This is a genomic window from Microcoleus sp., assembly GCF_041354475.1.
Taxonomy (GTDB): domain Bacteria; phylum Cyanobacteriota; class Cyanobacteriia; order Cyanobacteriales; family Microcoleaceae; genus Microcoleus.
Genome location: NZ_JBGJZU010000022.1, coordinates 41,188 through 66,594, shown reverse-complemented (window position 1 = coordinate 66,594; position 25,407 = coordinate 41,188). Strand labels below are relative to the sequence as shown.

The following is a 25,407-nucleotide window of genomic DNA, read 5'->3' as shown; positions in this document are numbered from 1 at the left end:
TAGGCGGGCTTTGCTGATTTTGACGCAACTATATTTTTGAGGAGATGGGATTATGACGAATATTAGCTTAGGGCAAACGATTGACGGAAGTTTGAGCAGCACTGATACTAAAAATCCTAAAAAATTAGGTAGCTTCTCCGATGACTATACCTTGACTGGGATTTCCAATTGGCAGCAAGTTCAAGTTAACATGGATTCGACTGCGATTGACAGTTACCTACAACTGGTAAATGCTTCAACAGGTGAAGTGATTACCTATAACGATGGCTTAATTAAGAACGGTAAGAATTCACAGTTAAAATTCACAGTAATTCCGGGTATAAATTACGCAATTCGAGCTACTAGCTTGAATGCGAACGAGACAGGAAACTATAACTTCAAAACTAGCTCCTTGGGGACTGCATCATCTTTAGTTGTTACGAGAAATGGACAAGAAGCCGGAACAGTTGATCCATTAGGAAGATTTGTATCGATAGGAAGTTTTGTTGACGCCGGAAGTAGCTCAATATTTGCTGACATCGCTTTCTCTAATGACAATAAGCTTTTGGGTATTAAGGGGGATTCATTGCCTACCCAGTTGTACAAAATCAATCCTGAAACAGGTTCATCCTCAGTGATTGGCAACTTTCCTTCTGGGGTGGATATGGGCGCTCTGGAATTTTCTCCTAGTAAAACACTTTATGGAGTGAGTATTGGATCTAATAGTTCTAAATTATATACAATCGATACTCAGACTGCGGATGCGTCATCAATCGCCAACTTTCCTTGGGAGCAAGATTCAAGTGGCGACATAGCATTCGATTCCATAAATAACAGATTTTTGTTTGCTAAAGGTGGCTCTTTCTTTGGAGCTAATAGTCGCTTATTTTCTGTTTCTTTAACAGGTCAATGGACTGAAATTGGTAATATTGGCTTTAAAGATGTGGTTGGCTTGTCTTTTGAGGGAAGCACTCTTGTTGGTTTTACAGGAGATAATAAGCGGATTATTATTGATCCAGCAACAGGAAAAGGGACTTTCGATAGAAATATCACAGGTCTTACCAATGGGTATACGATTAGTGGTGCAGGGTCTATTCCATCTGCGACACCAACTCCGACTCCGACACCTCCAACACCAACACCAACTGCGACACCCCTGACTATTGGCTTAGGGGAAACGATTAACGAAAGTTTGAGTAGCACTGATACTAAAAACCCTAAAAAATTGGGTAGCTTCTCCGATGACTATACCTTGACTGGGATTTCCAATTGGCAGCAAGTTCAAGTTAACCTCGACTCGACTGCAATTGACAGTTACCTACAACTGATCAATGCTTCTACAGGTGAAGTGATTGCCTTTAACGATGACTTAATCAATGGTGGTAAGAATTCACAGTTAAGTTTCACAGTAGTTCCGGGTGCGAATTACGCGATTCGAGCTACTAGCTTGAATGCGAACGAGACAGGAAACTATACCTTCAAAACTAGCTCCTTGGGGACTGCATCATCTTTAGTTTCTACAGATAGCGGGCAAGTCGGAAGCGTTGACTCAGCAGGAAAATTTGTAAAGATTGCAACTAGCCCAAGTTTAAATGATATCGCCTTATCTAGTGACAACAAGTTGTTTGGCATCACTGATAGCCAGTTGTACAGCGTCGATCCAGTCTCAGGTTCATCCTCACCGATTGGAAACCTCGGTGCAAGTGTAGACATAGTTGGTTTGGCATTTTCTCCTAGTAATGTACTTTATGCAACTGGCGGTTCCAACTTATATACCATTAATCAAACTACGGGTGCAGCATCCTTGGTTGCTAATCTGGGATCTAACTTTGATGCTAGTGGCGATCTATTATTCGATCCTGTTAGTAATCGCTTTTTAGCTACATCTGGGGTCAACAGTGATAACAGCTTATTCTCCGTATCCTTAACTGGTCAAGCTACCAAGATTGGTAACATCGGCTTCAGTAAAGTGTATGGTTTATCCAGCAAAGATGGGAATCTGTTCGGCTTCACCGGATCTAACCAGCGGATTGTTATCAATCCAGCAACAGGAGTAGGCACTCTTGATAAAGATGTTACGGGTGTTAGCGGTGTAATATTTGGAGCCACATCTATTGTAACCGCGACTCCAACACCGACACCCCCAACTCCGACTCCAACTCCGACACCAACTCCAACTCCGATTCCGACACCTCCGACAGTTGTAACTCCAACACCGACACCTCCGACAGTTGTAACTCCAACACCAACACCTCCGACGGTTGTAACTCCAACTCCGACACCTCCGACGATTGTAACTCCAACACCGACACCCCCAATTTCAATTCCTCCAACTCCTCCTCCAAATCCAACTCTTCCTCCGGTCCCAACTGTACCTCCGAGTCAAATTCCCGCACCCAATGCTAGTGGTGAAGTGGATCTAGATCCGCTAAAACTCAAAGTAATTAACGGTCAATTCACATACAACGATAAAACCAAGCGCTACGAAGCATCCGGTACTATCCAAATCGGGCGCAAAAATGGGACATTCCCATTGATGACTGTCCAGCAAGGAAAAGTGGAGTACGATCAAAATAAAATTACTGTTAATGGGACAGTTTTTTCAAGTATTGGTAAAATAGCAGAACCGCTATTCAAGGGCAAATTCGATCTCGACGTAAAAACTGCGACTGCAACCTCAATCGAGGAAGAAGCTGGCAGTCTGCCAAAGGAATTTAAGCTTAGTGGTCTAGATATCGATTTCAACAGCTTAAGTGTGAATTCTAATGGCCTTGCCCTGGGAAGTGTCTTGAAATTGTCTAAAGATTTAGGAAATCTTGAGGTACAGTTACCACTTTCTGACGGTCTATTGATTAGTGAAAAGGGACCTCAAATCGCTCAAAGTTGGAAATTATCATCCAACAAAACTTTCTTAAAAGACTTTAAACCTTTCAAAGACCCTAAAAAGTTTAACCTGTTTGGTCTGGTTGGAGTTAACGGAATTTCGGACTTATCTCTAGAGTATCTTGCACCTGAAGATAGTGTAAGGTTAAGAGGAAAATTTGCATTAGATACTTCTGGAAAATCTGGCAACAGTCCTCAAAATTTTTCCGATATTTCTAAAACCGATAGTTCGGAAATTGTTTTAGACCTATCAGGAGATAATTTTTTACAGTACAAAAATGGCAAGTGGGATGTCAACGGAGCATTTACTTTCAAAAGGGATTTGAAGTCAGCTACCACTGGCTACTTTAAGGAGATAAAAGTTACTTGGAATAGCATTGCAAGAGAGTTTAGCGCAGGAGGTACATTTAAGTTTCCAGACACTCCGGGGACGAAAGATAGTCCAAAGATAGGTGGTCTAGAGATAGGAGGAGATATTGGTTTTACATACAATCCTTGGGATCTTAAATCACTTGCTGCCAAAGTAGACAACCTCAACAAACCTATTCCTATTACATTGCCTCCTTTATTTTATTTCCAAGGGGGGTCGGTTAAGTTAGACAATATTAATCCTTTGCGACGACTATCGGGAGAACCAAACCTTCCAAATATAAAACTTAGTGGTGAAGACATTAAGGCAACATTGGGGCCTCAGCTATCCGATTCAGTAAAATTCTCATTGCCTGATTGGGCTGGTGGTGAGCAGAAGTTTTCATCTCTCGGTGAATTAAAAGGAGGTATCATAATCGACTTCTTCGATAGCGTTACTTTCAAGGGAGAAGCAAAATTTCTTAAAGATACAATTCTAGGTGGTAATGTTGAGATTACAGGCAATAAAGATAAGTCTATCACCGTCAAAGGTGGAATTTCAGGATTCAATGGCTTAATCTCGTTAGACGGTAGCTTCAAAGTCAGTCCAGAAGGATTCACAATTACTGGTGAACCACAAATCAATTTTCCTAAAGTTCTTCGTTTGCCAGAACTCAAAAATGATGAAGGAGGTGATGTAAAGATTTCAAGCAGTATGGTAATCAATTTCACGAACAATAATAAGTTCTCTGATGACTATGCGCGTGTTACAAACACATTCAAATTACAAAATATTGCACCCTTTTTTCGTGACATATCTTTTACAATAGGAGCTGAAATCTCCTTCGACGGGAAATTCAAGATTTTAACGAAAGAAGTGCCTAAGACAAGCAGTTCCTTAGTTGCCTCTAGCCAAATCGAAAGAGTTGCCTCTGGCAATCAGCTCGAAGCTAGTGAAGATAAAACAGCTTCCGCCATACAAGGATTTACTGTTGCCCCAGGCACGCCGTGGATAATTCTCAATGCTAACTGGGATAATGCCTCTGCTAATACTCCTGTTGAAATCAAAGCACCCAATGGAGCTATTTTCAAAGAGTCGGATTTTGCAGCGAATAAAATTGCAATTGTTGATGCCCTCACCAGTACAACTACTAAAGCAGTTATGATCGCCAATCCACAACCAGGTAATTGGGATATCAACTTAACCAATTCCGCTGCTTTAGGTACTGTAGAGTACAGTGCATTTCAGGATTCTCAGGCTCCTACTGTTCAAGTGATGGCCCCATCTAAAGATGTTAGCGGACAAAACGTCACTATCAACTACAACGCTATTGATGCTGACTCCACTGCCAAAGTTAGCCTGTTCTACGACAATGATAACAAAGGTTTCGATGGCATTCTAATCAAAGATGGCATTGAAGAAAAAGACGGTGCAGGCAACTTTGTCTGGAACACTCAAGGCTTACCCACAGGCGATTACTACGTCTACGCAATGGCGATGGATGAAAACAACGCACCTGTTTTCAGCTATGCACCGCTGCCGATTAAAGTGACAGAATCAGCAGATTTATCAGTCACTAAAACAGCCGATCGCGATACCGCAATACCGGGAAGCAACGTCACCTACACCGTTGCCGTCACCAACAACGGCACTGATAACGCTAAAGGTGCAATCCTCACCGAAACCTTGCCAGAGGGTGCTAAATTTGTTTCGGCTAACATCGCCCCCACCAAGCAGTCAGGAAATGAACTAACTTTTGACCTCGGCGATGTAGCCAAAGGTCAAATTTCAACTGTTAGCATTACCGTTACCGCGCCGACAACTGGAAATATCACCGGTACCTCTAGCATAACGAGTAAAACATACGACCCAGACATCTCCAACGATGTCGATTTCGCCAGCACTACAGTCACAAATGACGGTACTGAATCGGCGACAGATAATGTTGTAGCAACACCAACACCAACACCACCTCGTCCTCCACTGCGTCAAGTTTTAGGAACTCCTGAAAACGACAATCTAGTTGGTATTGATGCAGCAGATAGCATGGCTGGTTTCGCAGGCGATGACACCCTTGCCGGACTTGGCGGAGATGACATCATCTACGGCAATAAAGGCAACGATATCCTCACTGGCAACAGCGGAAATGACAATATTTTTGGCGGCCGAGGCAATGATTTAATCCTAGGAGGTACTGACAACGATCGCCTCAAAGGGAACGAAGGCGATGACACCCTCAGCGGCGATTTAGGTCGAGATATCTTAATCGGCGGCCCCGGCAGCGATACCTTTGTCCTACCCAAAAATGCGGCCGTAACTGGTGATTTCCTGCCAGATGCTATCTTAGACTTCCAATTAGGTGCAGATAAAATTGGACTGACAGAAGGATTAACAGAATCGAACTTACTGCTGAACTTCGATCAGGGAAATACTGTCATCAAGATTGCCGGATCGAATCAAATTTTAGGTCTGGTTGTCGGCGTATCTCCGAGTCAGCTAAGCGGTAGTTTTGTCTCCATCAATCTGCCACTGATTTAGGATAATCGGATTAGTGCGATCGCCCTTTACGACAAAAAGTGCGATCGCCCTTACGACAAAAAGTGCGATCGCCCTTGTGAAAATAAAGCTCACTATCTATAATTGATAGATAACCCCTATCCTTTTCTCAGGAGTATCCTCATCAGTACAAAGCCTAGCAGTTCCCCCGAACCTCAAGAGGAATCGCCAGCACTTTTAGGAGCAGGTGGTCGTTGGCCAGTCATTGATGAAATTGTTGACCCCAGAGTTGTCAGACAGCAAAGTAACCTATCCTGTGGCCCTGCTAGTGCTGAAATACTCCTCAAAGATCGAGGAATTGCTAATATTGAACAAGCCGCTATTGAAAATTTAACAGGAGCACCCACATCCGCTGAAGAAATTGCCAATGCCCTTAACGAACTGACTCCGGCTACTTCTCATCGATGGCAAGCTGGTTTTATTGATACATCAACACCTCTAGCAGCTTTTAACCTGTTATTAAATACTGAACAGTCGTGGATGGCTCAAATGAAAGAATTTGGTAACAGAGTCGGACACATGGTAGTAGTTGACGGTATCGATCGCACAGGACTTGTTCTAATTCGAGACCCCTGGGAAGGGACAAGGTATAAAATGAATATAGATGAATTTTTAAACGTTTGGAATCAAATTGCAGTTTTCTGAGGCATCCCATGAATATCACAGTGCTTTCAATAGAACCAGCGAGCGAATTGGGAACATTCAATACGATCGTATTGCTCGATCGAGAGCAGCATCAGTTTACCATGACCGCAGAAACAGCCGAAGCTTCAGGACAGACTATCCCGTTAATCAAGGGCGATTCGCATTTCTGCAAAACCTTTAGATGGAATCAGGAAGCCAGTGTTAAACTGTACAAGCTAGTGTCTCAATTTAATCGGGGAGACTCTCTAGAATTTCCCATCAATCTTGGCGATTGTGAATTTATAAAAGTAGAACGATTCTCTTTAAAGAAGGAAGTCAAAATAGCCGTAAAATGAAGCGAAAGCTAGTTACTCATCATGTGTGATCGCCCTTTGCCATTTCTCACAAAAACTCAACACGCCCAACCATTTCTTCAGGCACGTACACTTCATAAATCAAAACCAGAGCTTCAATAATTTGTCCGATCGAACGAGTCCCTTGCTTACAATAAGCAATACCTGGATGCTCGCTGCTAAGACTAGCAATCGTTAAAAAATCATCATCATGAGTCATAATTACCCGCTTTTGTTCGCAGATAAATGCTAACTGTGATTCATCACTCTGAGCCAGTAACCCCGCCTCAATAGTTGTTGTAACATCAATGCCGTGCCGACGCAACTCTCGCGCCACAGCCGATTTAACATTCTCATCTAAATGAAAGCGGATGCGTTCACTCACCTCTAATTTCCCTCAGCTTTTCCTGCAAACGAGAAGGTGGACTCTGATGCTTCAACTCTTCGACAAAAGCATCTGATTCAGCAGTGCGGCGGTCAATTTCTTCTCGATTATCGTAATAGTAAGTCATGGCTGCATGAACCGCAGCAGGTGACAAATTATAATCCCTAGCGATTTCTTCTATTGACTCTCCCATCTTCAGATACATCTCTGCAACTTGTGCTACAGAAATTCGATGACCCGCAATGCGTGGTTTACCACCAAGCACTCCCGGTGTAATTTCAATATACTTTGTGATGACTGATTGCTTAGGCATAAAGCGTCAAAGGCTCTTATTTGCTAATGTTTAGAGCTATTTAATCTTAGCACAAACAGACGAAGTGCGATCGCCCCAAGGTTGTCAGCTATAATAGAAGCGTCATTCCCTTTCAACTCATCTCACCATAAAAGTGTATGAAAATAGAAGACTATCCACTGGCTAAACAATTGATTTTCGATGCCGAGGGCAACATTAGTCAAGTTATTCTAGATTATACCGACTATCAGTATTTCCTAGAAGCGATGGAAGATAGAGGACTTCTATTGGCTATGGGCGCAGTAAAAAATGAAACCCCGTTAAGTTTACAGCAAGCACTTGCCGAACTGGAAACAGAATGAAAGTCGAATATCTACCCAGTTTTTTAAAGGATTTAAAAGCTCTTAAAAGTACGCCTGTCTTTGAGCAAATCAAGGATTTTGCTTTTGCATAAATTCCAAATAGTAATGATTTACAGACAATTGTTAACTTAAAAAAATTGAAAGGTGATGATAATGCGTATCGGCTTCGGGTTGGCGACTATCGAATAGGTTTTTATTTTGATGGCGAAACTGTTACTTTTGCCAGGGTGCTTCACCGGAAAGATATTTATCGCTACTTTCCACCATAAAGCTGTTTTCACTCTGACAGAAGGTTTTGGGCAACTTGTCCTTGTCCTTTAAAGTAGTAGATTAATGTGTTTGTATCCAAAATATACATCTAAAAGCTCTCCAGCAAGATGTCTTCCCCCGACTCAGCACGAATCTCTTCCAGAGTAGGAAAGTCTTCTGCCCACGTTCCAGCTAGGGAATAAACCACTTCCTGCCAAGGAGTTAAAGCATCTACTGTGTCGGTGGATTGATTCCCATTCAGGTACTTGGCACGAATAAACTGTGCGAAAGTGAGAATTTCGCTAGCTTGGTTTTGGGGAAGAGTTTTGACGATCGCATAAATCTGTTCAATAACAGTCATAATCTGATTATAGATAAAGAGCAGTTTAGCTTTATTTTAGCAATTATAATCAGTTTAGTTCCACAGGCGATCGCCCTTTACGACAAAAAGCGCGATCGCCCTTAAAATCAGAATAGACAAACAATATCTAATTTGTTATAATTGACTAAAACTCTATCCTAGAGAGTTTTGCCCAATTTTATAATAGCTGAAAGATATGTTTTGGACTCTGAAAAACTTAATCAGCACAGATACTCAAGGACACCTAAGTTTAAACCTCGAACCCAAGTCAACAGAGTATCGCGTTCTTGTCAACGAAGCCGGACAAATTTTATTAGACCCAATAACCAACATACCCGATCGCGAACAGTGGCTGTGGCAAAACCCCCAAGCATTAGCCTTAGTCAAGTGCGGCCTCGCACAAGCAGCTAAAGGTGAAGTACATGATTTAGGTGACTTTTCTGAGTATGCTGATTTGGAGATTGAAGAGGAATGAATTTTCGGATCGAATTTTCTTCAATTGCAATTACGCCTCATCCTTAAAGTGCGATCGCCCTTTCGACAAAAAGCCTTAGAATAAGTAATAGCTCCTGCACTTTGAGGGTTTATAACAGTGACAACCATCACCATTGAAGTCCCCGACGAGCTCTCAGAGCAACTCGCACTCTTGGGCGAACAACTGCCAGAACTCTTGCGCCTGTGCGTCGAGCAGCCAGTATTGCCGTCCCGCACCTACCGCTATATTTTAAACTTTCTTGCTAGCGCGCCCACAGCAGCAGAAATCGCAGCATTCCGTCCCACTCCTGAGATGCAAGAACGCCTGCGGATATTAGTAGCACGCAGCAAAGCCGGTGAACTCACGAACGCAGAACAACTAGAACTAGATGAATACGAGCGGATTGAACATCTAGTAATCATGCTCAAAATGGGCAACCTACCTTATATCACCCGCCAATCTTGATTTGTGACTTATATTTCTGCCACCCTTCGCCGATATATTGAAGAACGCGCTTCCTACGGCTGCGAGTATTGTCTGCTGGGAATTTCTTTGAGTTTTTTCCCTCACGAAGTTGACCATATAATTGCTGTAAAACACGGAGGTACAACTGATGCGGATAATCTCGCCTTGGCTTGCTGGCGGTGCAACCGATATAAAGGGACAGACCTCGGTTCTTTCGATCCCCAGACTAGCGCTTTTAGTTTCCTGTTCAACCCCCGGACGCAGAACTGGCCCGAACATTTTACCTTAGATAATGGCAGGATTATTGGGTTAACCCCAGAAGGCCGCACAACTGTCAATTTGCTACAGCTTAACAACGATGAGCGACTAGCTGAACGCAGGCGATTCCCTGCGTGATAGCTTCGCTTCACGCTCTCAAATTCAGAATAGTGCGATCGGAATCAGCACAAAGCTTAGCGATTCCCTCGAACCTCAAGAGGAATCGCCAGCAGTTTTCTTACGAATACTTTAACAGTTAGAGGATGGCTCAGCACTCAATCTTTTGCAGAACAACAAGACTTTGGCATTAGAGTTATTATAGCTTTCGGAGGAACAGTTTAATGCTGACTCTAGATATCCAATCAATTCTCAATTCTATTCCCAATGAAATTAGCTGGCAAGACATCGTACAGTTTGAAAAACTAGACGATCGCGTTGCCATTGCTAATGACCTTTGTGCTAACATTATTGGTGTCAATGAAAGTACGATCGAATGGTGTCCTAATGAAAATCCACCCGATCGTTTAGAACAACTGGTTTGGTGGTGGGTTGTGCGTCCAGATTTAGGAGCGGCGATCGCCAAAGAAGCACCTCAAGAACTCAAAAATATTATCAGTCAATACATTCTGCAAAATTGACAAAAACCAGCGCTCGTCTGTGGTTCAAAAAAATGCGATCGCCCTTACGACAAAAAGCGCGTGAAGCGGAGCTATCCCGTAGGGAATCGCCCTTAAAATCAGAATAGACAAACAATATCTAATGTGTTATAATTGAGTAAAACTCAACCTAGAGAGTTTTACCTAACTTGATAATAGCTGAAAGATATGTTTTGGATTCTGAAAAACTTAATCAGCACAGATACTCAAGGACACCTAAGTTTAAACCTCGAACCCAAGTCAACAGAGTATCGCGTTCTTGTTAACGAAGCCGGACAAATTCTATTAGACCCCATAACCAACATACCCGATCGCGAACAGTGGTTGTGGCAAAACCCCCAAGCATTAGCCTCAGTCAAGTGCGGCCTCGCACAAGCAGCTAAAGGTGAAGTACATGATTTGGGTGACTTTTCTGAATATGCCGATTTGGAGATTGAAGAGGAATGAATTTTCGGATCGAATTTTCTTCATCAGCTAGAGATAGCTTAGTTAATCTTCAGGACATCAATACCATAGAGACGTAACGCCCTAGCAATGTCACGATCGATATGCTCATCTAAATGAAACCTAATTTTCCGACTCACCTTTTAATTCCTTGATTTTTGCTTGCAACCTACCAGGATTTTGACGCCTAAATTCATCCACAAAAGCATCATCTTCAGCGATTTGTATGTCAATTTCTTGGCGGTGGTCGTAATAATAAGCCATAGCGTCATAAACTGCTGCTAAAATCAAATCGTACTTAGTGGCAATTTCTAAAAGAGAATAACCAATTTTTAGGTGCATCAGCATCACATCTTCTACGGCGATTCTCGTCCCAACAATCCGGGGTTTCCCGCCGCGTATTCCCGGTGTCATTTCAATATGTTCTACACTTACTGTTGTTGGCATGATATTTTATTAGGTAGGATTCATAAATAATATGCTATTATAGCCAAAACGGAGACTTTCATAAGCTCGAACGCTTTGAAATTTTCCTAAAGTACGCGCCGTAGCTATCCGTCTTCAAGAATCGCACTTTCCCCCATCCGCGTCCATTGTGGCACGGGCGTCCCGCCTGTGTATCATCAGCGGTTCAAAAGCCCGATCGCCCATTCCTACTATTTTCAAAACTCACTGCGCCAAAACTTCCCTAACTTTTTCCCGAAACAAACGCACAGCCGCCCTTTGTCCGATCGCCTTACTTTGCTCTATCAAACCCGGAATTTCTGCGATCGGCAAAAACGGAAAAGCCAAACTGTTCTCCCTCTCTTCGTAATTCCCCTCAACCAATTGATACACTACAAGACATTGGTTGCGATATCTCCAGATTTCAGGCACACCCAGAGAAGCATAAATTGAGAACTTATTCAAAGAAGAACTCGTGTAATCCGATTCTACCACTAAATCCGGCGGCGGATCTGCGGGTAAATTAATTTCATCTTTATCTCTAACTAAAGATTCATTTTGAATGTAAAAACAAGTATCCGGTTCAATAGCACGAGCTAAATCTTCCCGTTCCAGAGTCAACGCACCGAGGCTCATAGCTTCAATTTCTAACTCATCTGCTAAAGCTCCAATAAATAGTTCGAGCATGACTTTAGGTCTTTCATGTTTAGGTAATGGCATTCTGATTTCTAAAACTCCTTCAGCATAAGCAATTCTCCACGCTCTACCGTCGCCTACATCTGACATTATCGCTTTAAATGTTGACCATTTAATGCCTGTCAAAGTAATTAGTTTTTCCTCGCTACTTTGTTGAGGAGGAGTCAATGTGGTTGTTACCATAGGAGGTATAATTAGTTAAGCTTTGATTGATTTTAACACACCCTTCTCTCATCTGCATCCATTGTGGCACGGGCCAAAAAGCCAGTGCCATAGATCGATTTCAAAAAGGGCGATCGCCCTTTCTCAAAAAAAGTGCGATCGCCCTTTTCAATTCCTAACCAGAAATCACCTGACTCAAAAGATGAGCCTGAGAACCCTCAAGACGAGGCCCATAAACCTGCACCACCAGAGAAGCTAAAAAATTGCCCCAACGAGCCGCTTGTACAGAGTTCAAACCATTAGTAATCCCAAACAAAACACCGCCCGCAAAAGCATCGCCAGCACCCACAGTATCGATCGCCTTTACCGGAAATCCAGCCACATCAACAATCTGTTTATTTTCCACAACAACGCAGCCCTTATCCCCATTTGTGATAAAAGCCAAGTCCGAAATTTCGCTCATTTTCCGAGCACACTCCTCCAAAGATTCCTCCTTAAAAAAGCTGCGAACTTCATCAGCATTGCAAAAGATGACATCGCAATATTCCGAAACCACCTTGTGAAAATCATCCGCAAATCGATCGACCAAAAAGCCATCGGAAAAAGTAAAAGCCACCTTCACGCCCAGGCGCTTAGACTGTTCCATCGTTTCAATGCTAGCCTTTCGCGGATCGGGAGCATCCCACAGATAGCCCTCAACATAACTATACTTGCAATGAGATAGGCGATCGACATCAATATCCGTCGCCGCCAGAGTAGTAGAAACCCCCAAATTAGTACACAAAGTGCGTTCCGCATCAGGAGTAGTCAGCACCACACAAGTACCAGTAGGTCCGTTAGACTCAGCAGGATGGACGTTAAAATCAATCCCCGCCTCCAGCAAATCTTGCCGATAAAATTCGCCATTAGTATCCTTAGCAACCTTCCCTGAATAATAGCCTTTACCACCGCTCTGAGCCACACCAATCATCGTATTCGCGGCAGAACCCCCCGATCGCATTTGCAGCGAAGTGTGTTCCAAATCGTGCAAAATCCCCCCCTGGATTTCCGAATCCATCAGCGTCATCCCGCCACGATTCAGTCCGTGTTTCAGGACAAAATCATCTTCCACTAATGCTAAGATGTCTACGAGGGCATTGCCCACGCCGAACACATCCACGGAACCCAAATCTTGATTGTTTTCAGTCATCGCTAAATTTTGGTTGACACTAATTATCAACTTTATAATAAATCGGCTTCAAGTCAACATAGATTTTCTTTAACTTGAATCAAAAACCAAAAATCTTTCTCAGATTCCCCTCTAAAATCCCAAATCAATATGACTTTTCCCCCTTTGATTCAGCAAATGTTGCAGCCAGGATTTTATCCCCACAGAGTCACAGAACCGGTGCAGTTAATTCAGACTCATATTTCCTTTGTGTTCCTGACCGGAGAATATGTTTACAAAATCAAAAAACCAGTCAATTTTGGCTTTTTGGATTATTCAACCTTGGAGAAAAGAAAGCATTTTTGCCATCAAGAATTGCAAATGAATCAGCGAACAGCAGCGGAAATTTACCTGGAAGTTTTGCCCATTGTTCAAATAGGCGATCGCTTTCAATTTGCCAAGGATGCAGGAGCGACAAATTCGGCTGAAATTCCTGTGGAATACGTCTTGAAAATGCGGGAATTTCCCCAAACTTCGCTGTTTCTGAGTTTATTAGAACGGGGAGAGTTGACGGAGGAACTGATGGCAGACTTAGGGCGGGAAGTTGCCAAATTTCACGGCGCTACACTTACCAATAAGTATATCAGCAAATTTGGCGAAGTCAACCAAATTCGCAAGGCAATAGATAATAATTACCTGATTTCGCAAAAATATATCGGTGGGCCGCAGACTCAAGCACAATATCAGGAAACCCAAAATTATACAGACTCATTTTTTGCCGAAAATCAAGAGTTATTTAACCGCCGAATAGCCAGTCATAAAATTCGCGAATGCCACGGAGATTTGCACTTGCGAAACATCGCATTCTGGCAAAATAAAATATTGCTATTTGATTGCATTGAATTTAACGAGCATTTTCGGTTTGTGGATGTGATGTACGATATTGCCTTCACCGTGATGGATTTGGAATCGCGGGGGCGCAGAGAATTAGGCAATGCTTTTCTCAATACTTATATTGAAGAAACAGGGGATTGGGAAGGACTGGAAGTGCTGCCACTATACTTAAGTCGTCAAGCTTATGTGAGAGCCAAAGTAACTTCCTTGATGTTGGATGATGCTAGTATTTCAACTGCTGACAAAACGCAGATTTCACAGACAGCAGCTCATTACTATACATTAGCTTGGGAATATACAAAACCGCGCCAAGGAAAGTTAACTTTGATGTCAGGTTTGTCCGGTGCTGGTAAGAGTACAGTGGGTCGATATTTGGCTCGTCACACCGGTGCCATTCACCTTCGTTCCGATGCAGTTCGCAAACATTTAGGTGGAATTCCTGTACATGAGCGGGGCGGGCAAGATTTGTACTCGGATGAAATGACTGCCAAGACCTATGGTAGATTGTTAGAGTTGGGGGTAATGTTGGCAGACAGAGGTTGGAAAGTGATTTTGGATGCCAAGTTCGATCGCGCTTCCTGGAGAACAGATGCGATCGATCGGGCTCAATCTCACAATTTGCCACTGGAAATCCTTTACTGCACTGCGCCAATAGAAGTATTGCGCGAACGTCTGCAACGGCGCAAGGGCGATATTACTGATGCCACCGTAGAACTATTGAATGCCCAGCGAACAGCCTTTGAACCATTCACAGAATTTGAGCAAAGTTATGTAAAAAATGTAGATACAATGTCAGACTTTGAGCTATAATAGACATCTCCAATAATTATTGTGGAACCAGCAGAATGTCTGTTCAAATATGGCGTTTCTGCGGAAGTCTAAGAGAACCCATTGATTTTAATTTGATGCTAATCTGGTAAATATCTTTCCGTTATATTAGAAAAAGGACTTGCAAGCCCATGCCAAAATTTAGTAGAGATTCCAAGGGGTTTAACCCCGCATTGATTTGGTTTGTGTTATTTACTGTTGGCTTTCGCTTAATAGGCTCTACTTTGGCCATAAGTATTATCTTCGGCCTGGTGGGAGGTGGAGCAGTGGGTTTGGTGGTAGCTTGGTGGCATAATGAACTGCTACTCAACCCCAATAAACGTCCTAAGGACAAACCCTCTGATGCTATCCTGAATAAAGAAGTAGTAGAAACCGGTGGCAAATACGGTAAAGGCCCTAGCCGTCAAGCTTCTACATTGCTGGGCTGGTTGTCAGCACCAGAGGATAAATTTTGATTTTTAACAGCACAAGTTTAGGACTGATGCTAAGTGGCACAGGACTACCGATTTTTAGGGTGTTCTACTAATTTGATGATGAACGAATTATTCATGGTTTGTCGATAGTAGAACACCTTAGTAATGGTGGTGACACTGATAGACATCCCTCAAAAAGCTGGTCTTGAACAGGGTGGATGGCCTGTTCCACAAGCATGATTGGAGAAGTTTAATGTTTGTATTTTTGTCAAAGCTACTACCACTTTTTATCTATCCTTTGGGGTTGAGTTGCTTGTTAATGATGGCGGCTTTAATCATGGTGTTGCAGCGTCGGAAATGGTCGGCTTTGCCAATGGCTGTAGCTGTAATTATTTTACTCTTGGGAAGTAGCGGTTGGGTTTCCAAGTCTCTAGTTAAATCCCTCGAATGGCAAAATTTACCAACAACAGAATTGCCCCAAGCTGATGCTATCATTGTCTTGGGTGGTGGTGTCAAAGCTGCTTTACCGCCACGGCCTTGGGTGGAATTGGGCGAAGCTGGCGATCGCATTATTTACGCTTCCCGACTGTATCGTCAAGGAAAAGCCCCTCTGCTAATTCTCAGTGGCGGTAGAGTAGAGTGGAAAGGTGGCGGAGATCCCGAATCGGCAGATATGGCAGAAATCGCCCAAACCAACGGCGTACCTGCATCAGCAATTCTCCAGGAGCCAGATTCACAAAATACCTATCAAAATGCAGTAAATGTGCGAAAAATTCTGGATGCTAAAAATATCAAAGGGCCGGTTTTGTTAGTCACCTCCGCAATGCACATGACTCGATCGCTCTTAATTTTCCAGCGTCAGGGAATAAAAGTAATAGCCGCGCCCACAGATTTTCAGATCACCCAACAGGATATGGCAGTTGCTCAAAGCAATTGGCAAGCAGTGATACTAAATTGTCTACCGGATACCTATCAGTTACACCAGTCAACCACAGCTTTGAAAGAATATATCGGCTTAATGGTATATCGCCTGCTGGGATGGCTGTAGGGGAATTGGAGATTGGAGATTTGGGATTAAAAATTTAAAAATATGTTAGCTTAAAGTAATTAAAGCTAATATCTGGCATAGTCGCCCCAAACAATTATGTTGCCCCACGAGTTGCAAAGCATTGTCCCAGAACCGACTCCCACGGCCGAAATTTTCCAAAAAAACCAAATTGTCCGCGAGTTTTACGAAGAAGTTAAGTACCGTAAAGAACTGGATCTTCACTGTCAGTGGTACTATGCTACAGCGAAAAAGCATCAACAGGAATTGCAGAAAATGCAAGGAGATTTGAATATTTTTGGGTGGTTCTGTCGTGGTAGGCAAAAAAAGTAATATAGCAATCCTTGCAGGAGTCGTAAATATTTTACCCCACCCCAACCCTCCCCTTAGTAAAGGGAGGGAGTAAGAAATTCACAAATGATTTAGGATTGCTATATAGCAGTCCTTGCAGGAGTCGTAAAGTTTTTTACCCCACCCCAACCCTCCCCTTATTAAGGGGAGGGAGTAAGAAATTCACAAATGATTTAGGATTGCTATATATCAAATCCGTTGACATCGGAATTATTATTTCTCTCTTCTCTTTCTCTGTGTCCTCTGTGTCCTAGTAAGGTTTAATCATTCCGATACAACCGGAATTAATATAACAGTTTAACCATGGGAAATTCATAAAAAAAGCCGAAGCAGTGGGATTTTCCGCTTCGGTTTTCGGGTTTTTGCTCAAGCTAAACTTCAGAAGATATTAATTCAACTTCATCTTCTCTGAGATGAGCTTTGAATTTTTTGTCAAACTGTACTAAAATCGGCCAATTGGCACTGACAGGTCTACCGTGCCATTCTTTAACGATGGCTACTACTTCTCCTTCCATATCCTTGACATCAAATGGTTGATTGCGATTTTGAGGATGGTGGTAGACAACAACAGAGTTTTTAATGCAAACGCGATCGCCAACTTTCATAGGTTATAAAATTTAGTGTTCTTGCTTCACAACTTTGCAAAGCTTACTTAAAACTTGTATGCTTTGCGAACTGTTTATTCATCTTCTCACAGAAGCTGAACTAAAATTTAAAGTTGGGTGGGGGCGGGTTTACGAGATTGTGGGTTTTAGGCAATTATTTCGGTGAACCGGTACATTTGAATTTACCGTTGGGGGCGGGCGGGTTTATTGAGATGGTTGATTCTTCTTATATATTGTTGGTGAAACCCGCCCCTACAGGATGTGGGGGTTAATCGGATAACGATCGCCCTAACTGCTGCAACCAACACTCAACATCAACGGCTAGGGTTTGACCCAACTCCAGCAACTGTCGAATCACAGGCAACTCCCAGCCACTCTCTGAGTCAACGAGATCCAGTTCGGTAAGGTCGATCGCACTTTCAGTCGTCGGAGCTGCTTGTCGTTGCAACCAGCCCAAACACAGAGGCACAATTTGACTGTACATGGAATCAAAATACAGTTCCTGGGATCTATCCAAACACAAACCCAACTCCAGGCGATTCCCAACAGCAATCAAACGCTCAATGGTGCGAATATCAAGTTCTAACTCGGCAGGAGACAGCAGCGTCACATCAGAACCCTCTTGCAGCAGCGCCTTCAGAGACCGGTAAATCAACTTTTCCAAAATGTGCCTGACTTCAGGAACCTTCAGCCGACAGCGGAGGTGGCTAGCTTCTGTCGAAATTGCTTCGATTTCCGCCAGCAGGGAATCCCCGTCAGCAGTTTCCTGTTCCAGGGCCTTGGCCGCCGTCAAACAGCGGTGTCCCAAGGCCACTTCCGCGGCTACCTGCAACTCCATAGGGACGATCAACTCGTCGCGGTGGAAGGCCATCATCACCCCGTAATTTTCCCGGTAAACCTGAGTGTAAAGCTGATCTAATCTGGTCAAATTTTCCTGACTCAGCAGCCGGACAATCCGATGACGTTCCTCAGCGAACAAACTCCGCAGGCTAAAGGATTGATCCCCGAACAGGCGAACCATTTCGAGAATGGCGTGGGCTGCGGAAGCTTCTTGCAAAACCGCAAACAGCCGTTCTTTGAGCATGGTGTAAGACCGGCGACTACCGAAAGGCTGAATGCAGCAGTGGAAGTCCCAGCCGCCAAGGTAGAACGCCGCAAATACAAACACTTCGGTTTCCCGTGTAATTTCTGAGGTTAATTCCAGTTGACCTACGGCCAGAGTCATGGAGCCCATGCGCTGAATTTGGAAATCTAGCTGCTGGGCCAGATAGCAGTAAACTCGTTGTTCGCGGGGATATTTGGCAAACAGGGAACTGATGGCGTAGTGGGCTGCAACTTGCTTGAGACTGACTTGGGCGGTGGTGACAAGTTGGCGATAGACTTCTGCACCTGTTCTGAAGCATTCCACATTACTTGGTACTAGGTTAAGTCGATCGACAAAATCCTTTTCTAGCTGGACACCAGTCACTTCCCCAGCTAATTCCAGCGCACGGGCTGCGTAGCGCAAAATCTGCACCCCTTCGGGGCGAGATATTTCTTCAAAAAACCAGCCACAGCTAGTGAACATTAACAGGGCGTGGCGCTGCATTTCCAGCAGTCGCAGGGCGTCTACTTGTTCGGCGGCCTCTAGGGGGCGAACTTGATGTTTGGAGAAGAATTGGTCAATGTTGGCGGTCGATCGATCGCCTATAACATCAATATATTCATCTCGCGCCGCCCAGGGATCGCTAAACAACTTGCGCCCCGCTTCCTCATAAATTGGTATGAGTCGATCGCGCAGCCAATTTAGAGTATCTCGCAAAGGTCGGCGCCATTTGAGGTGCCATCCGCCACCACCACCGCAGCCACAATCATCTTGCCAGCGATCGACCCCATGAGAACAACTCCAAGCTGTCACTGGTTTGAGTTCCACTTCCCAATCGCTAGGATTTTGGCTTAAATAGTGAGCAAAATTCGTCACAGTCCAGCCGCGGCGGGGAAACTCTTCTGTGAAAGCGTAGGCTAGGCATTTTTCGGTGCTATTTTTGTGGTGTCCGAAGGTTTCGCCGTCGGTGGCGACGGAGATTAATTGGGATTTTCGGTGGTCCCCCCGCACGGCTTGACCCAAGCGCCCAGCCAGGTGGTTGCTGCTGCTGAGAACATCATTAAAGCCCATATCGCGCGAGATTGGGCCATCGTAGAAAAAGATATCGATGTAGGGAGTATTAGTTGTCGGTTCGGAATTGTGCCCGTTGGCGCGACTCAAATTGTGACTGCTAAGGGGGGAGAGTTGGTGGGAAACTGCCAGCCGCAGTTCTGGTTTCAAGTAGCAGCGGTAGGGGCGAGTCGGATCGATTTGACCTCCCCCGACTTCGCGCCATTCGGGATCGCTATTCTCATGGCCTGGAAGTTGGCGGCAGCGTTCGGCTTGGGAGGGGGCGAGGACGATGAAGCGAATGCCCTCAGCTACCAAAACTTCGAGGGTGGCGTAGTCTACCGCAGTTTCGGCCAGCCACATTCCTTCGGGGGCGCGATCGAACCGGGAACGGAAATCTGCGATCCCCCAGCGAATTTGGGTTTGTTTGTCTCGCTCGTTGGCCAGCGGCATGATGATGTGATTGTATACTTGGGCGATCGCGTTACCATGACCATTGAGTCTTTGACAGCTTTTGCGATCGGCTTCCAGAATCCGCTGATATACTTCCTCGTCGTAGCGTTCCAGCCAACTCATCAGGGTCGGTCCGATGTTGAAGCTGAGATATTCGTAGTTATTGACGATCCCCGCGACTTCGCCGCGATCGTTGAGGATGCGCGCAAAGGCGTTGGGGCGGTAGCACTCTTTGTCGATGCGTTCGTTCCAGTCATGGAAGGGATGGGCGCTGGCTTGGCGTTCGATCGCATCTAGGTAAGGGTTTTCCCGTGGTGGCTGGTAGAAGTGACCGTGAACCGTCACGCATACTCCTGTGGCTGTAGCCACCATGTTTTGGGTTCCGGCCGTTGTTTCCCGTGTGTCCGAGAAACTCAGCGCAGCGGATTTAGTCTGAGAAATGGAAACCATTCGATCGAATCCTCAAGTAGTTTAAAGACAACAAAAACCGCAAAATTAATTGCAGAAACTTTTGACAGAGCCCGTTTGAGCGTCAGGTATCTGTCGGGGCTAATTTTTGGTAAACAAATTTTGATACATCTGTAGTAGTGTGGGAAAAGCATTCGTTCCGAGATGCCGATCGTCAATCCCTGAGTTTTTCCGCAAATGCTTTGTTGTTGAGTTAGTTAAAAAATGTACTGTTCCTGCTTTCTGGCACTTTCGACCCATTTCAGGTTAGTGTTCGCAGGGTTGTTGCTTGAGTTTTATTTACATGGCTGGATCGTAAAGTAGAAACACTTAAATTGCAAGTTTTCGCCGCAAAAATTTAATGTTTGGGCTATAGACTTTGGCGGCTGTGGAGATGGGTTTAACGCCCGATCGATTGATATAATCAGGGTTGGGGCCGAGTTTTGCACCATTGTCTATTTCCCAGTTGGGTAATTCCTGTAGGAGTGGTGCCAATTGGGCGATCGGGGGCAGATTTGCTAGACATATACTTTCCAGAAAAGCTGTAACCCATGATATTTGACTGCCCAAGGTGCTCTAAGGTGAGATTCGGGTGAAGGATTTAGAGAACTTAGCTAGAAATATCAGGAACCCGCACCATCATTTCTCAGATGTACCGTCTTTTCAAACTTGATTGGTTCACGTTTTGGAGGTTGTGGAGGTTTTGAAGGTTCTTCTTTTTTTTGAGAAGTATTAGACTCTTGCTTATCGGCTGAATTATTAGACATGGAGGTTTGTTTGAGTAATAACGAATGTAATCCCAATATAACGCTAATTTACCAATACGCGGAGCAGGCATTAAAAGATTTAGATCTGAGTAGCAATAGGCTTAATACAAAACTAGGTGTAGTGCTGGGATTTGATGCAGCTCTAATTCGTTTTTTTTCAGGCTTGCCAGATCGTTCGGTTGAAGTAACTATTGATGCTTTTGATATTTCCTTGGAGTGTAATTTGTGTTTATTATTAAAATCCTTAAGTTACCTTGCTTTAATAATTTCTTTGATTTATTGTTTCTTGGGATTTAAGCCGCAAACAGGAGGTCAAATAATTTTGCCAGAAGAATTGCTCGAAAAATGCCTTGACATATCAGAGGAAGACTATAGACTCTCAATTATAGAAAACAGGAATCAATCAATTAAGGAATTGGCGAAAAATAGAGACAAAACATCAGATTTGTTTAAAGGGGCTATCTGGACACTCATAGGCGCTGCCATTTTGTCAGCTATTGACGTAATTTTATCCTCCTTCTTAGTCAAGTAAACTACAAAATAGGAAGAGGATTAATTAATGGACATCAACCAACAAAAAGAACAATTCAGCAACATCTACCTGCAAGCCGTCACCACGGTTGCAGGCTATTCCCTCTACAAACCATCCGTAGACGATGACAGCGTAGACTGGGGAATAGCTGCTAAAGGCGGGACAGGCCCCATCAGAGCACCCCGCTTAGAATTGCAGTTAAAATCTACATCAAGAGATATCCAAAACGATAACTCCATCCGCTACCCCCTCAAACTCAAAAACTACGATGACTTAAGAATGGATAACTTCGCCATTCCCAGAATTTTAGTTGTCGTTTTAATCCCCGAAAAACTAGAAGACTGGTTAACCCAGTCCGAAACAGAACTCTGCATCAGAAACTGCGGATATTGGAGTTCGCTGCGAGGAAAGCCAAAAACACAAAACACAACTGCTGTCACCGCCACCATCCCCAGAACCAACCAATTTACAGTCGTCGCCCGCCCGTCAATTATGGAGGGAATTAGCCAAGGAGTTCAACCATGAAAGTCACCGTAAAAGATAGCCAAACCCTCGAAACAATAGACTTAAATAAACTGAGAACTTACTTACAAACTCACGGCTGGCATGAAGACCAACCTTTCTTAGACAATGCCACACTTTGGCATAAGCCAACAGCCGACGGAGAAGAATTAGAAATATTGCTACCTAATCGGCAAAATCTCGGAGATTACGCAGCCCGCATCCGCGAGGCAATCCAAACCCTAGAAAATGCCGAGAATCGCCCCCAAGTTGAAATCTTAAGTGAATTACTTAGCAGCATTCCCAACACAATTATCCAGGGAATTGTTATGCAAATACATAGCCAAAATGCCCAAAGATTAAGTGGTGAGATTACTCTCTTAGGTATTGTTGCTGACAAATTGCGTAAAATTGAAACCTCACTGGGAGACAAAGATTATATCCTGGCTATTAAAGCCTATCAAGAACGCTTACCGATTCTCTGTAGCGGTGACTTAATCAAAGACAACAACGCCTTCATTCTTAAAAATCCCCACAACTTAACCATCGATGAATTGTGGTAAAACTAACAGATTTTGTCGAATATCTGTATTAAATGCCTTCCAAACACAGAGCGAGTTCTTAAACTCCCAACCATCTATTTTTCGGTGTGGTACACTTGGGAGCATGGAGGATAAGCCCATTTGGGCGATCGCATCCAATCCACTCGGCATTAAACCTTCACCACGAAACACTCGGTAGCAATCTTTTGCAGCCTCAACCAAGGTAACACTAATCCCTCGTTTCACCAGCAGCAAGGCAAGTGCCGCACCAGTTGGCCCCGCTCCCACAATTACAACTTGCATCACTGGCCTTTCTCATTATTTGTTAATTTCTTCCCACTATACCTTGGTCATCGCAGAAACACAATTTGAACGAGAGGTACTGACATCGATCGGAATCTGCACAATAAACTCTGTCCCCTCACCAGGCGCAGAAATACAACTAATTTGACCTCGATGTTTTTCCACTATAATATTGTGACAAATAGATAACCCTAAACCTATACCACTTCCCACGGGTTTTGTAGTAAAAAACGGGTCAAATATTTTAGAACGCACTTCTTCATTCATCCCATGACCATTATCAGCAATGCTAATCACAATGCCATTAGAAATGGGTGAATTAGATTGCCAACTATCCATTTTTGTACTGATGGTAATTCTGCGCCGTGAGGATTGAGTTTCCACAGCATCAATAGCATTAGCTATCAGGTTCATAAATACCTGATTTAACTGCGACGCATAACAAGTAAACTTTGGCAAGGGACTGTAGTCTTTAATTATCTCAATTTCCTTGCCATTATTTGAACCATTGATTAGGTGTTGCAAAATCAATAAAGTATTATCAATACCTTCATGAATATCCACTAACTTGTACTCTTTTTCATCCAGGCGGGAGAAGTTTCGTAAAGACAACACAATCTTGCTAATCCGAGATGCACCCTCTTTCATCGACTTCAACAATTTTGGATAATCATCGGCGATGAAATCGGGATCGATATGATCCAATATTTGCAGAATGTCGGCCGCTGGTTGGGGATAAGTTTTGCGGTACAATGTAACGATATCAAGCAAATCTCGCGCATAGTCCATCGCTACGGTAATGTTGCCGTAGATGAAGTTAACGGGATTATTGATTTCGTGAGCAACCCCAGCCACTAGCTGACCTAAAGAAGCCATTTTTGCCTTTTGTACCAACTGAGATTGAGTATTTTTGAGTTCCGTTAAAGTGTCTTCAAGTTGCTGTGCGTAGGATTGAATTTCTTCATAAATTTGGGCTTGCTTAATCGCAATTGCTACCGAGTCAGCCACTGCACACAGTAATTCTACTTCAAAAGCTTGCCAGTAGTACGATCGATTTTCTTTCACCACACAGATACTACCCCAAACTTGTGAGTCAACCTTGAGCGGTACGAATAACCATGCGCCAAGAGATAGTTGAGTTAAGCGTTGTTTAATTTCATCAGAACAAGTATTAACATCATCAATTTTCACAATTTCTGATTGCTTAAGCCGCTCGGAAATTTCATTATTTTCCTCGGAAGTTTCTAGCCCTAAACTTGTCTCTAACAGATTAGAATCATAATACTCTGATATGTTGACCCATAGTTTTCTGTCCGGGAAATATTTAACAATAGCAACACGGTCTACGCCTAGGCTAAGGGCAATCTCGCGGACGGCGGTAGCAAAAATAGTATTTAAATTCAGAGAACTGCGGATAGATTGAGTTAAGTGATTCAATAATTGCTCTTTTTGAAATTGCTGTTTCAATCTTTCTTCTGCCATTTTTCGCTGAAGTATTGAACCTAGTTGAGTTGCGAGAGCCTTCATCAATTCCATGATGCGGATTTGACACAAAATGGGTGTTGTATTGAAAAAGCTTAAAATCGCAATTACCCGATCTTCAACTAAAATTGGCACACCAAAACAGGCTTTTAAACCAACTCTATCCGCCATTTTATTGCGGATAAAAACTTCATCGGGTGCTAGGGAAATATCTTCTAGCCACTCTGGTTGTTTGGATGACCAGATTCTCCCTGGTAGTCCTATATTGGCAGCAAATTTTATGGGCAAACTTTGGTTTATATACTCGAATAAATTTGTTTTTTTGGTATAAGAATTTTGACCGCAATTTAAACAACTTCCATCATGACTGGGTATCCAAGCTTCTGCTAAATCCCAATTAATGAAGTCGCAACACAACCGCAGCATGACGGATATTGACTCTTCAAAATCGTTAGTTTCGGCCATGGCAAAGGTAGTGTGAAGCAAAAAATCGGTTTCTTCTTGGGCAATTTTTCTCTCCAGGATTTCTGATTCAAGACTGTGATTTTGTTGTTGAATTTTCTGAAATAACCGACGTTGAATGAGTTGATTTGAGACACGGACCAGAACCTCTTGATCGTGAAAGGGTTTGGTAATATAATCGACTCCGCCGACTTCAAAAGCTTTGACTTTATCAAAAACTTCATTTAAAGCACTAATAAAGATAACGGGAATGTCTTTGGTTTTTGGCGAAGCTTTCAAGGCTTGGCAAACTTGATAGCCGTCCATGGCAGGCATCATGATATCCAGCAAAATCAAATCTGGAGGAATTAAATCGATGGAACGTAGGGCTAGTTGACCATTAGGGGCAGTGCGTGTTTTGTATCCTTGCTCAGATAGTATTTGAGCTAAAAGTTGCAAATTCGTGGAAATATCATCAACAATTAAAATATTTCCTTTAAAAGAATGAGGTGTCTGATGATTCATGCCT

General features: G+C 43.4%; 29 protein-coding genes. 18 read left to right on the top strand and 11 right to left on the bottom strand.

The genetic code is table 11. From position 1 onward, the window contains the following. Positions 1–52: 52 nt before the first annotated feature. Positions 53–5,749 carry a hypothetical protein gene (locus ACBR23_RS11115; protein ID WP_371119504.1) on the top strand — a complete coding sequence of 1,899 codons (5,697 nt, stop codon included), beginning with the start codon at positions 53–55 and terminating at the stop codon, positions 5,747–5,749. Here ACBR23_RS11115 and ACBR23_RS11110 read toward each other — a convergent pair. Next, positions 5,708–5,842, bottom strand: a complete 135-nt coding sequence (locus tag ACBR23_RS11110) for a hypothetical protein (protein WP_371119505.1) — start codon at positions 5,840–5,842, stop codon at positions 5,708–5,710. The two genes, ACBR23_RS11115 and ACBR23_RS11110, sit on opposite strands and share 42 nt — an antisense overlap. A 9-nt stretch (positions 5,843–5,851) precedes the next feature. Here ACBR23_RS11110 and ACBR23_RS11105 point away from each other — a divergent pair, with 9 nt between their 5' ends. Both ACBR23_RS11105 and ACBR23_RS11100 read left to right on the top strand, forming a co-directional pair. Beyond that, a complete protein-coding gene (locus ACBR23_RS11105) occupies positions 5,852–6,412 on the top strand; it encodes a cysteine peptidase family C39 domain-containing protein (protein WP_371116011.1) in 561 nt (186 codons plus the stop codon). Positions 6,413–6,420: 8 nt separating this feature from the next. Further along, entirely contained in the window at positions 6,421–6,747 is a 327-nt protein-coding gene (locus ACBR23_RS11100) for a hypothetical protein (RefSeq protein WP_371119506.1), read from the top strand. A gap of 46 nt (positions 6,748–6,793) precedes the next feature. On the opposite strand, the gene ACBR23_RS11095 is transcribed toward ACBR23_RS11100, so the two are convergent. Beyond that, positions 6,794–7,129: a DUF5615 family PIN-like protein gene (locus ACBR23_RS11095; protein WP_371119507.1), complete on the bottom strand. Its 336-nt coding sequence runs from the start codon at positions 7,127–7,129 to the stop codon at positions 6,794–6,796. After that, positions 7,122–7,442, bottom strand: coding sequence for a DUF433 domain-containing protein (locus ACBR23_RS11090; RefSeq protein WP_371119508.1), 321 nt, complete (start codon positions 7,440–7,442; stop codon positions 7,122–7,124). Before ACBR23_RS11090 ends, ACBR23_RS11095 begins: the two co-directional genes overlap by 8 nt. Before the next feature lie 137 nt (positions 7,443–7,579). On the opposite strand from ACBR23_RS11090, the gene ACBR23_RS11085 reads away from it, so the two are divergent. Next, on the top strand, positions 7,580–7,783 hold the full coding sequence (locus ACBR23_RS11085; protein ID WP_371119509.1) for a hypothetical protein: 204 nt from the start codon (positions 7,580–7,582) through the stop codon (positions 7,781–7,783). Positions 7,784–7,920: 137 nt separating this feature from the next. Then, the gene (locus ACBR23_RS11080; protein WP_333247311.1) at positions 7,921–8,052 is read left to right on the top strand and encodes a type II toxin-antitoxin system RelE/ParE family toxin; all 132 of its coding nucleotides are present in this window, start codon (positions 7,921–7,923) and stop codon (positions 8,050–8,052) included. A gap of 89 nt (positions 8,053–8,141) precedes the next feature. On the opposite strand, the gene ACBR23_RS11075 is transcribed toward ACBR23_RS11080, so the two are convergent. Further along, complete coding sequence (locus ACBR23_RS11075; RefSeq protein ID WP_371119510.1) at positions 8,142–8,393, bottom strand: DUF2281 domain-containing protein; 252 nt, start codon at positions 8,391–8,393, stop codon at positions 8,142–8,144. A 196-nt stretch (positions 8,394–8,589) separates the two neighbouring features. Between ACBR23_RS11075 and ACBR23_RS11070 the strand changes: the two genes are divergently transcribed. The 5 genes from ACBR23_RS11070 to ACBR23_RS11050 all read left to right on the top strand — a co-directional run bounded on the left by ACBR23_RS11070 (position 8,590) and on the right by ACBR23_RS11050 (position 10,694). Beyond that, positions 8,590–8,868 carry a hypothetical protein gene (locus ACBR23_RS11070; protein WP_371119511.1) on the top strand — a complete coding sequence of 93 codons (279 nt, stop codon included), beginning with the start codon at positions 8,590–8,592 and terminating at the stop codon, positions 8,866–8,868. Between the two features lie 117 nt (positions 8,869–8,985). Then, a complete protein-coding gene (locus ACBR23_RS11065; RefSeq protein ID WP_341735884.1) occupies positions 8,986–9,333 on the top strand; it encodes a hypothetical protein in 348 nt (115 codons plus the stop codon). A 3-nt stretch (positions 9,334–9,336) separates the two neighbouring features. Next, positions 9,337–9,729 (top strand): HNH endonuclease, encoded by a 393-nt coding sequence (locus ACBR23_RS11060; RefSeq protein WP_371119512.1) that lies wholly within the window; start codon positions 9,337–9,339, stop codon positions 9,727–9,729. Positions 9,730–9,932: 203 nt separating this feature from the next. Then, positions 9,933–10,229 carry a hypothetical protein gene (locus tag ACBR23_RS11055; protein ID WP_371116010.1) on the top strand — a complete coding sequence of 99 codons (297 nt, stop codon included), beginning with the start codon at positions 9,933–9,935 and terminating at the stop codon, positions 10,227–10,229. 186 nt (positions 10,230–10,415) lie between these two features. Then, the gene (locus tag ACBR23_RS11050; protein WP_340526334.1) at positions 10,416–10,694 is read left to right on the top strand and encodes a hypothetical protein; all 279 of its coding nucleotides are present in this window, start codon (positions 10,416–10,418) and stop codon (positions 10,692–10,694) included. A 120-nt stretch (positions 10,695–10,814) separates the two neighbouring features. Here ACBR23_RS11050 and ACBR23_RS11045 read toward each other — a convergent pair whose 3' ends face one another. Together ACBR23_RS11045 and ACBR23_RS11040 are read right to left on the bottom strand one after the other, a co-directional pair. Further along, positions 10,815–11,138 (bottom strand): DUF433 domain-containing protein, encoded by a 324-nt coding sequence (locus ACBR23_RS11045; RefSeq protein ID WP_371119513.1) that lies wholly within the window; start codon positions 11,136–11,138, stop codon positions 10,815–10,817. 222 nt (positions 11,139–11,360) lie between these two features. Beyond that, entirely contained in the window at positions 11,361–12,014 is a 654-nt protein-coding gene (locus ACBR23_RS11040; protein WP_371116018.1) for a Uma2 family endonuclease, read from the bottom strand. Between the two features lie 26 nt (positions 12,015–12,040). Here ACBR23_RS11040 and ACBR23_RS11035 point away from each other — a divergent pair, with 26 nt between their 5' ends. Next, complete coding sequence (locus ACBR23_RS11035) at positions 12,041–12,172, top strand: hypothetical protein (protein WP_371119514.1); 132 nt, start codon at positions 12,041–12,043, stop codon at positions 12,170–12,172. Here ACBR23_RS11035 and ACBR23_RS11030 read toward each other — a convergent pair. Continuing rightward, complete coding sequence (locus ACBR23_RS11030; RefSeq protein ID WP_341735895.1) at positions 12,169–13,182, bottom strand: adenosine kinase; 1,014 nt, start codon at positions 13,180–13,182, stop codon at positions 12,169–12,171. The two genes, ACBR23_RS11035 and ACBR23_RS11030, sit on opposite strands and share 4 nt — an antisense overlap. Positions 13,183–13,311: 129 nt before the next feature. On the opposite strand from ACBR23_RS11030, the gene ACBR23_RS11025 reads away from it, so the two are divergent. The 4 genes from ACBR23_RS11025 to ACBR23_RS11010 all read left to right on the top strand — a co-directional run bounded on the left by ACBR23_RS11025 (position 13,312) and on the right by ACBR23_RS11010 (position 16,653). Beyond that, a complete protein-coding gene (locus ACBR23_RS11025; protein WP_371119515.1) occupies positions 13,312–14,844 on the top strand; it encodes an AAA family ATPase in 1,533 nt (510 codons plus the stop codon). A gap of 149 nt (positions 14,845–14,993) precedes the next feature. Next, positions 14,994–15,317, top strand: coding sequence for a hypothetical protein (locus tag ACBR23_RS11020; protein ID WP_371119516.1), 324 nt, complete (start codon positions 14,994–14,996; stop codon positions 15,315–15,317). Positions 15,318–15,528: 211 nt separating this feature from the next. Further along, positions 15,529–16,323: a YdcF family protein gene (locus tag ACBR23_RS11015; protein ID WP_371116022.1), complete on the top strand. Its 795-nt coding sequence runs from the start codon at positions 15,529–15,531 to the stop codon at positions 16,321–16,323. 96 nt (positions 16,324–16,419) lie between these two features. Next, positions 16,420–16,653 carry a hypothetical protein gene (locus ACBR23_RS11010; protein ID WP_371116023.1) on the top strand — a complete coding sequence of 78 codons (234 nt, stop codon included), beginning with the start codon at positions 16,420–16,422 and terminating at the stop codon, positions 16,651–16,653. A 389-nt stretch (positions 16,654–17,042) separates the two neighbouring features. Here the strand turns inward: ACBR23_RS11010 and ACBR23_RS11005 are convergent, their stop codons facing one another. Both ACBR23_RS11005 and ACBR23_RS11000 read right to left on the bottom strand, forming a co-directional pair. Then, entirely contained in the window at positions 17,043–17,276 is a 234-nt protein-coding gene (locus tag ACBR23_RS11005) for a ferredoxin-thioredoxin reductase variable chain (protein ID WP_340517761.1), read from the bottom strand. Between the two features lie 268 nt (positions 17,277–17,544). After that, a complete protein-coding gene (locus tag ACBR23_RS11000; RefSeq protein ID WP_371119517.1) occupies positions 17,545–20,313 on the bottom strand; it encodes a DUF3536 domain-containing protein in 2,769 nt (922 codons plus the stop codon). A gap of 774 nt (positions 20,314–21,087) precedes the next feature. Here ACBR23_RS11000 and ACBR23_RS10995 point away from each other — a divergent pair. The 3 genes from ACBR23_RS10995 to ACBR23_RS10985 are packed head-to-tail and all read left to right on the top strand — an operon-like array spanning position 21,088 to position 22,673. Next, entirely contained in the window at positions 21,088–21,609 is a 522-nt protein-coding gene (locus tag ACBR23_RS10995) for a hypothetical protein (RefSeq protein ID WP_371119518.1), read from the top strand. Between the two features lie 27 nt (positions 21,610–21,636). Continuing rightward, positions 21,637–22,134: a DUF4365 domain-containing protein gene (locus ACBR23_RS10990; RefSeq protein WP_371119519.1), complete on the top strand. Its 498-nt coding sequence runs from the start codon at positions 21,637–21,639 to the stop codon at positions 22,132–22,134. Further along, complete coding sequence (locus ACBR23_RS10985) at positions 22,131–22,673, top strand: hypothetical protein (RefSeq protein ID WP_371119520.1); 543 nt, start codon at positions 22,131–22,133, stop codon at positions 22,671–22,673. Before ACBR23_RS10990 ends, ACBR23_RS10985 begins: the two co-directional genes overlap by 4 nt. On the opposite strand, the gene ACBR23_RS10980 is transcribed toward ACBR23_RS10985, so the two are convergent. Then, on the bottom strand, positions 22,650–22,955 hold the full coding sequence (locus ACBR23_RS10980; protein ID WP_371119521.1) for an FAD-dependent oxidoreductase: 306 nt from the start codon (positions 22,953–22,955) through the stop codon (positions 22,650–22,652). The genes ACBR23_RS10985 and ACBR23_RS10980 overlap by 24 nt on opposite strands. A gap of 36 nt (positions 22,956–22,991) precedes the next feature. Then, positions 22,992–25,403 (bottom strand): response regulator, encoded by a 2,412-nt coding sequence (locus ACBR23_RS10975; RefSeq protein ID WP_371119522.1) that lies wholly within the window; start codon positions 25,401–25,403, stop codon positions 22,992–22,994. Positions 25,404–25,407 lie beyond the last annotated feature (4 nt).

What these genes read in the sequence shown, in the direction of transcription:
- ACBR23_RS11075 (WP_371119510.1), bottom strand. Translation starts at nt 8,393, where the DNA reads ATGACTGTTATTGAACAGATTTATGCGATCGTCAAAACTCTTCCCCAA.
- ACBR23_RS11025 (WP_371119515.1), top strand. Translation starts at nt 13,312, where the DNA reads ATGACTTTTCCCCCTTTGATTCAGCAAATGTTGCAGCCAGGATTTTAT.
- ACBR23_RS10990 (WP_371119519.1), top strand. Translation starts at nt 21,637, where the DNA reads ATGGACATCAACCAACAAAAAGAACAATTCAGCAACATCTACCTGCAA.
- ACBR23_RS11090 (WP_371119508.1), bottom strand. Translation starts at nt 7,442, where the DNA reads ATGCCTAAGCAATCAGTCATCACAAAGTATATTGAAATTACACCGGGA.
- ACBR23_RS11115 (WP_371119504.1), top strand. Translation starts at nt 53, where the DNA reads ATGACGAATATTAGCTTAGGGCAAACGATTGACGGAAGTTTGAGCAGC.
- ACBR23_RS11000 (WP_371119517.1), bottom strand. Translation starts at nt 20,313, where the DNA reads ATGGTTTCCATTTCTCAGACTAAATCCGCTGCGCTGAGTTTCTCGGAC.
- ACBR23_RS11050 (WP_340526334.1), top strand. Translation starts at nt 10,416, where the DNA reads ATGTTTTGGATTCTGAAAAACTTAATCAGCACAGATACTCAAGGACAC.
- ACBR23_RS11020 (WP_371119516.1), top strand. Translation starts at nt 14,994, where the DNA reads ATGCCAAAATTTAGTAGAGATTCCAAGGGGTTTAACCCCGCATTGATT.
- ACBR23_RS11045 (WP_371119513.1), bottom strand. Translation starts at nt 11,138, where the DNA reads ATGCCAACAACAGTAAGTGTAGAACATATTGAAATGACACCGGGAATA.
- ACBR23_RS11055 (WP_371116010.1), top strand. Translation starts at nt 9,933, where the DNA reads ATGCTGACTCTAGATATCCAATCAATTCTCAATTCTATTCCCAATGAA.
- ACBR23_RS11085 (WP_371119509.1), top strand. Translation starts at nt 7,580, where the DNA reads ATGAAAATAGAAGACTATCCACTGGCTAAACAATTGATTTTCGATGCC.
- ACBR23_RS10980 (WP_371119521.1), bottom strand. Translation starts at nt 22,955, where the DNA reads ATGCAAGTTGTAATTGTGGGAGCGGGGCCAACTGGTGCGGCACTTGCC.
- ACBR23_RS11010 (WP_371116023.1), top strand. Translation starts at nt 16,420, where the DNA reads ATGTTGCCCCACGAGTTGCAAAGCATTGTCCCAGAACCGACTCCCACG.
- ACBR23_RS10985 (WP_371119520.1), top strand. Translation starts at nt 22,131, where the DNA reads ATGAAAGTCACCGTAAAAGATAGCCAAACCCTCGAAACAATAGACTTA.
- ACBR23_RS11005 (WP_340517761.1), bottom strand. Translation starts at nt 17,276, where the DNA reads ATGAAAGTTGGCGATCGCGTTTGCATTAAAAACTCTGTTGTTGTCTAC.
- ACBR23_RS11040 (WP_371116018.1), bottom strand. Translation starts at nt 12,014, where the DNA reads ATGGTAACAACCACATTGACTCCTCCTCAACAAAGTAGCGAGGAAAAA.
- ACBR23_RS11015 (WP_371116022.1), top strand. Translation starts at nt 15,529, where the DNA reads ATGTTTGTATTTTTGTCAAAGCTACTACCACTTTTTATCTATCCTTTG.
- ACBR23_RS11030 (WP_341735895.1), bottom strand. Translation starts at nt 13,182, where the DNA reads ATGACTGAAAACAATCAAGATTTGGGTTCCGTGGATGTGTTCGGCGTG.
- ACBR23_RS11070 (WP_371119511.1), top strand. Translation starts at nt 8,590, where the DNA reads ATGTTTTGGACTCTGAAAAACTTAATCAGCACAGATACTCAAGGACAC.
- ACBR23_RS10975 (WP_371119522.1), bottom strand. Translation starts at nt 25,403, where the DNA reads ATGAATCATCAGACACCTCATTCTTTTAAAGGAAATATTTTAATTGTT.
- ACBR23_RS11100 (WP_371119506.1), top strand. Translation starts at nt 6,421, where the DNA reads ATGAATATCACAGTGCTTTCAATAGAACCAGCGAGCGAATTGGGAACA.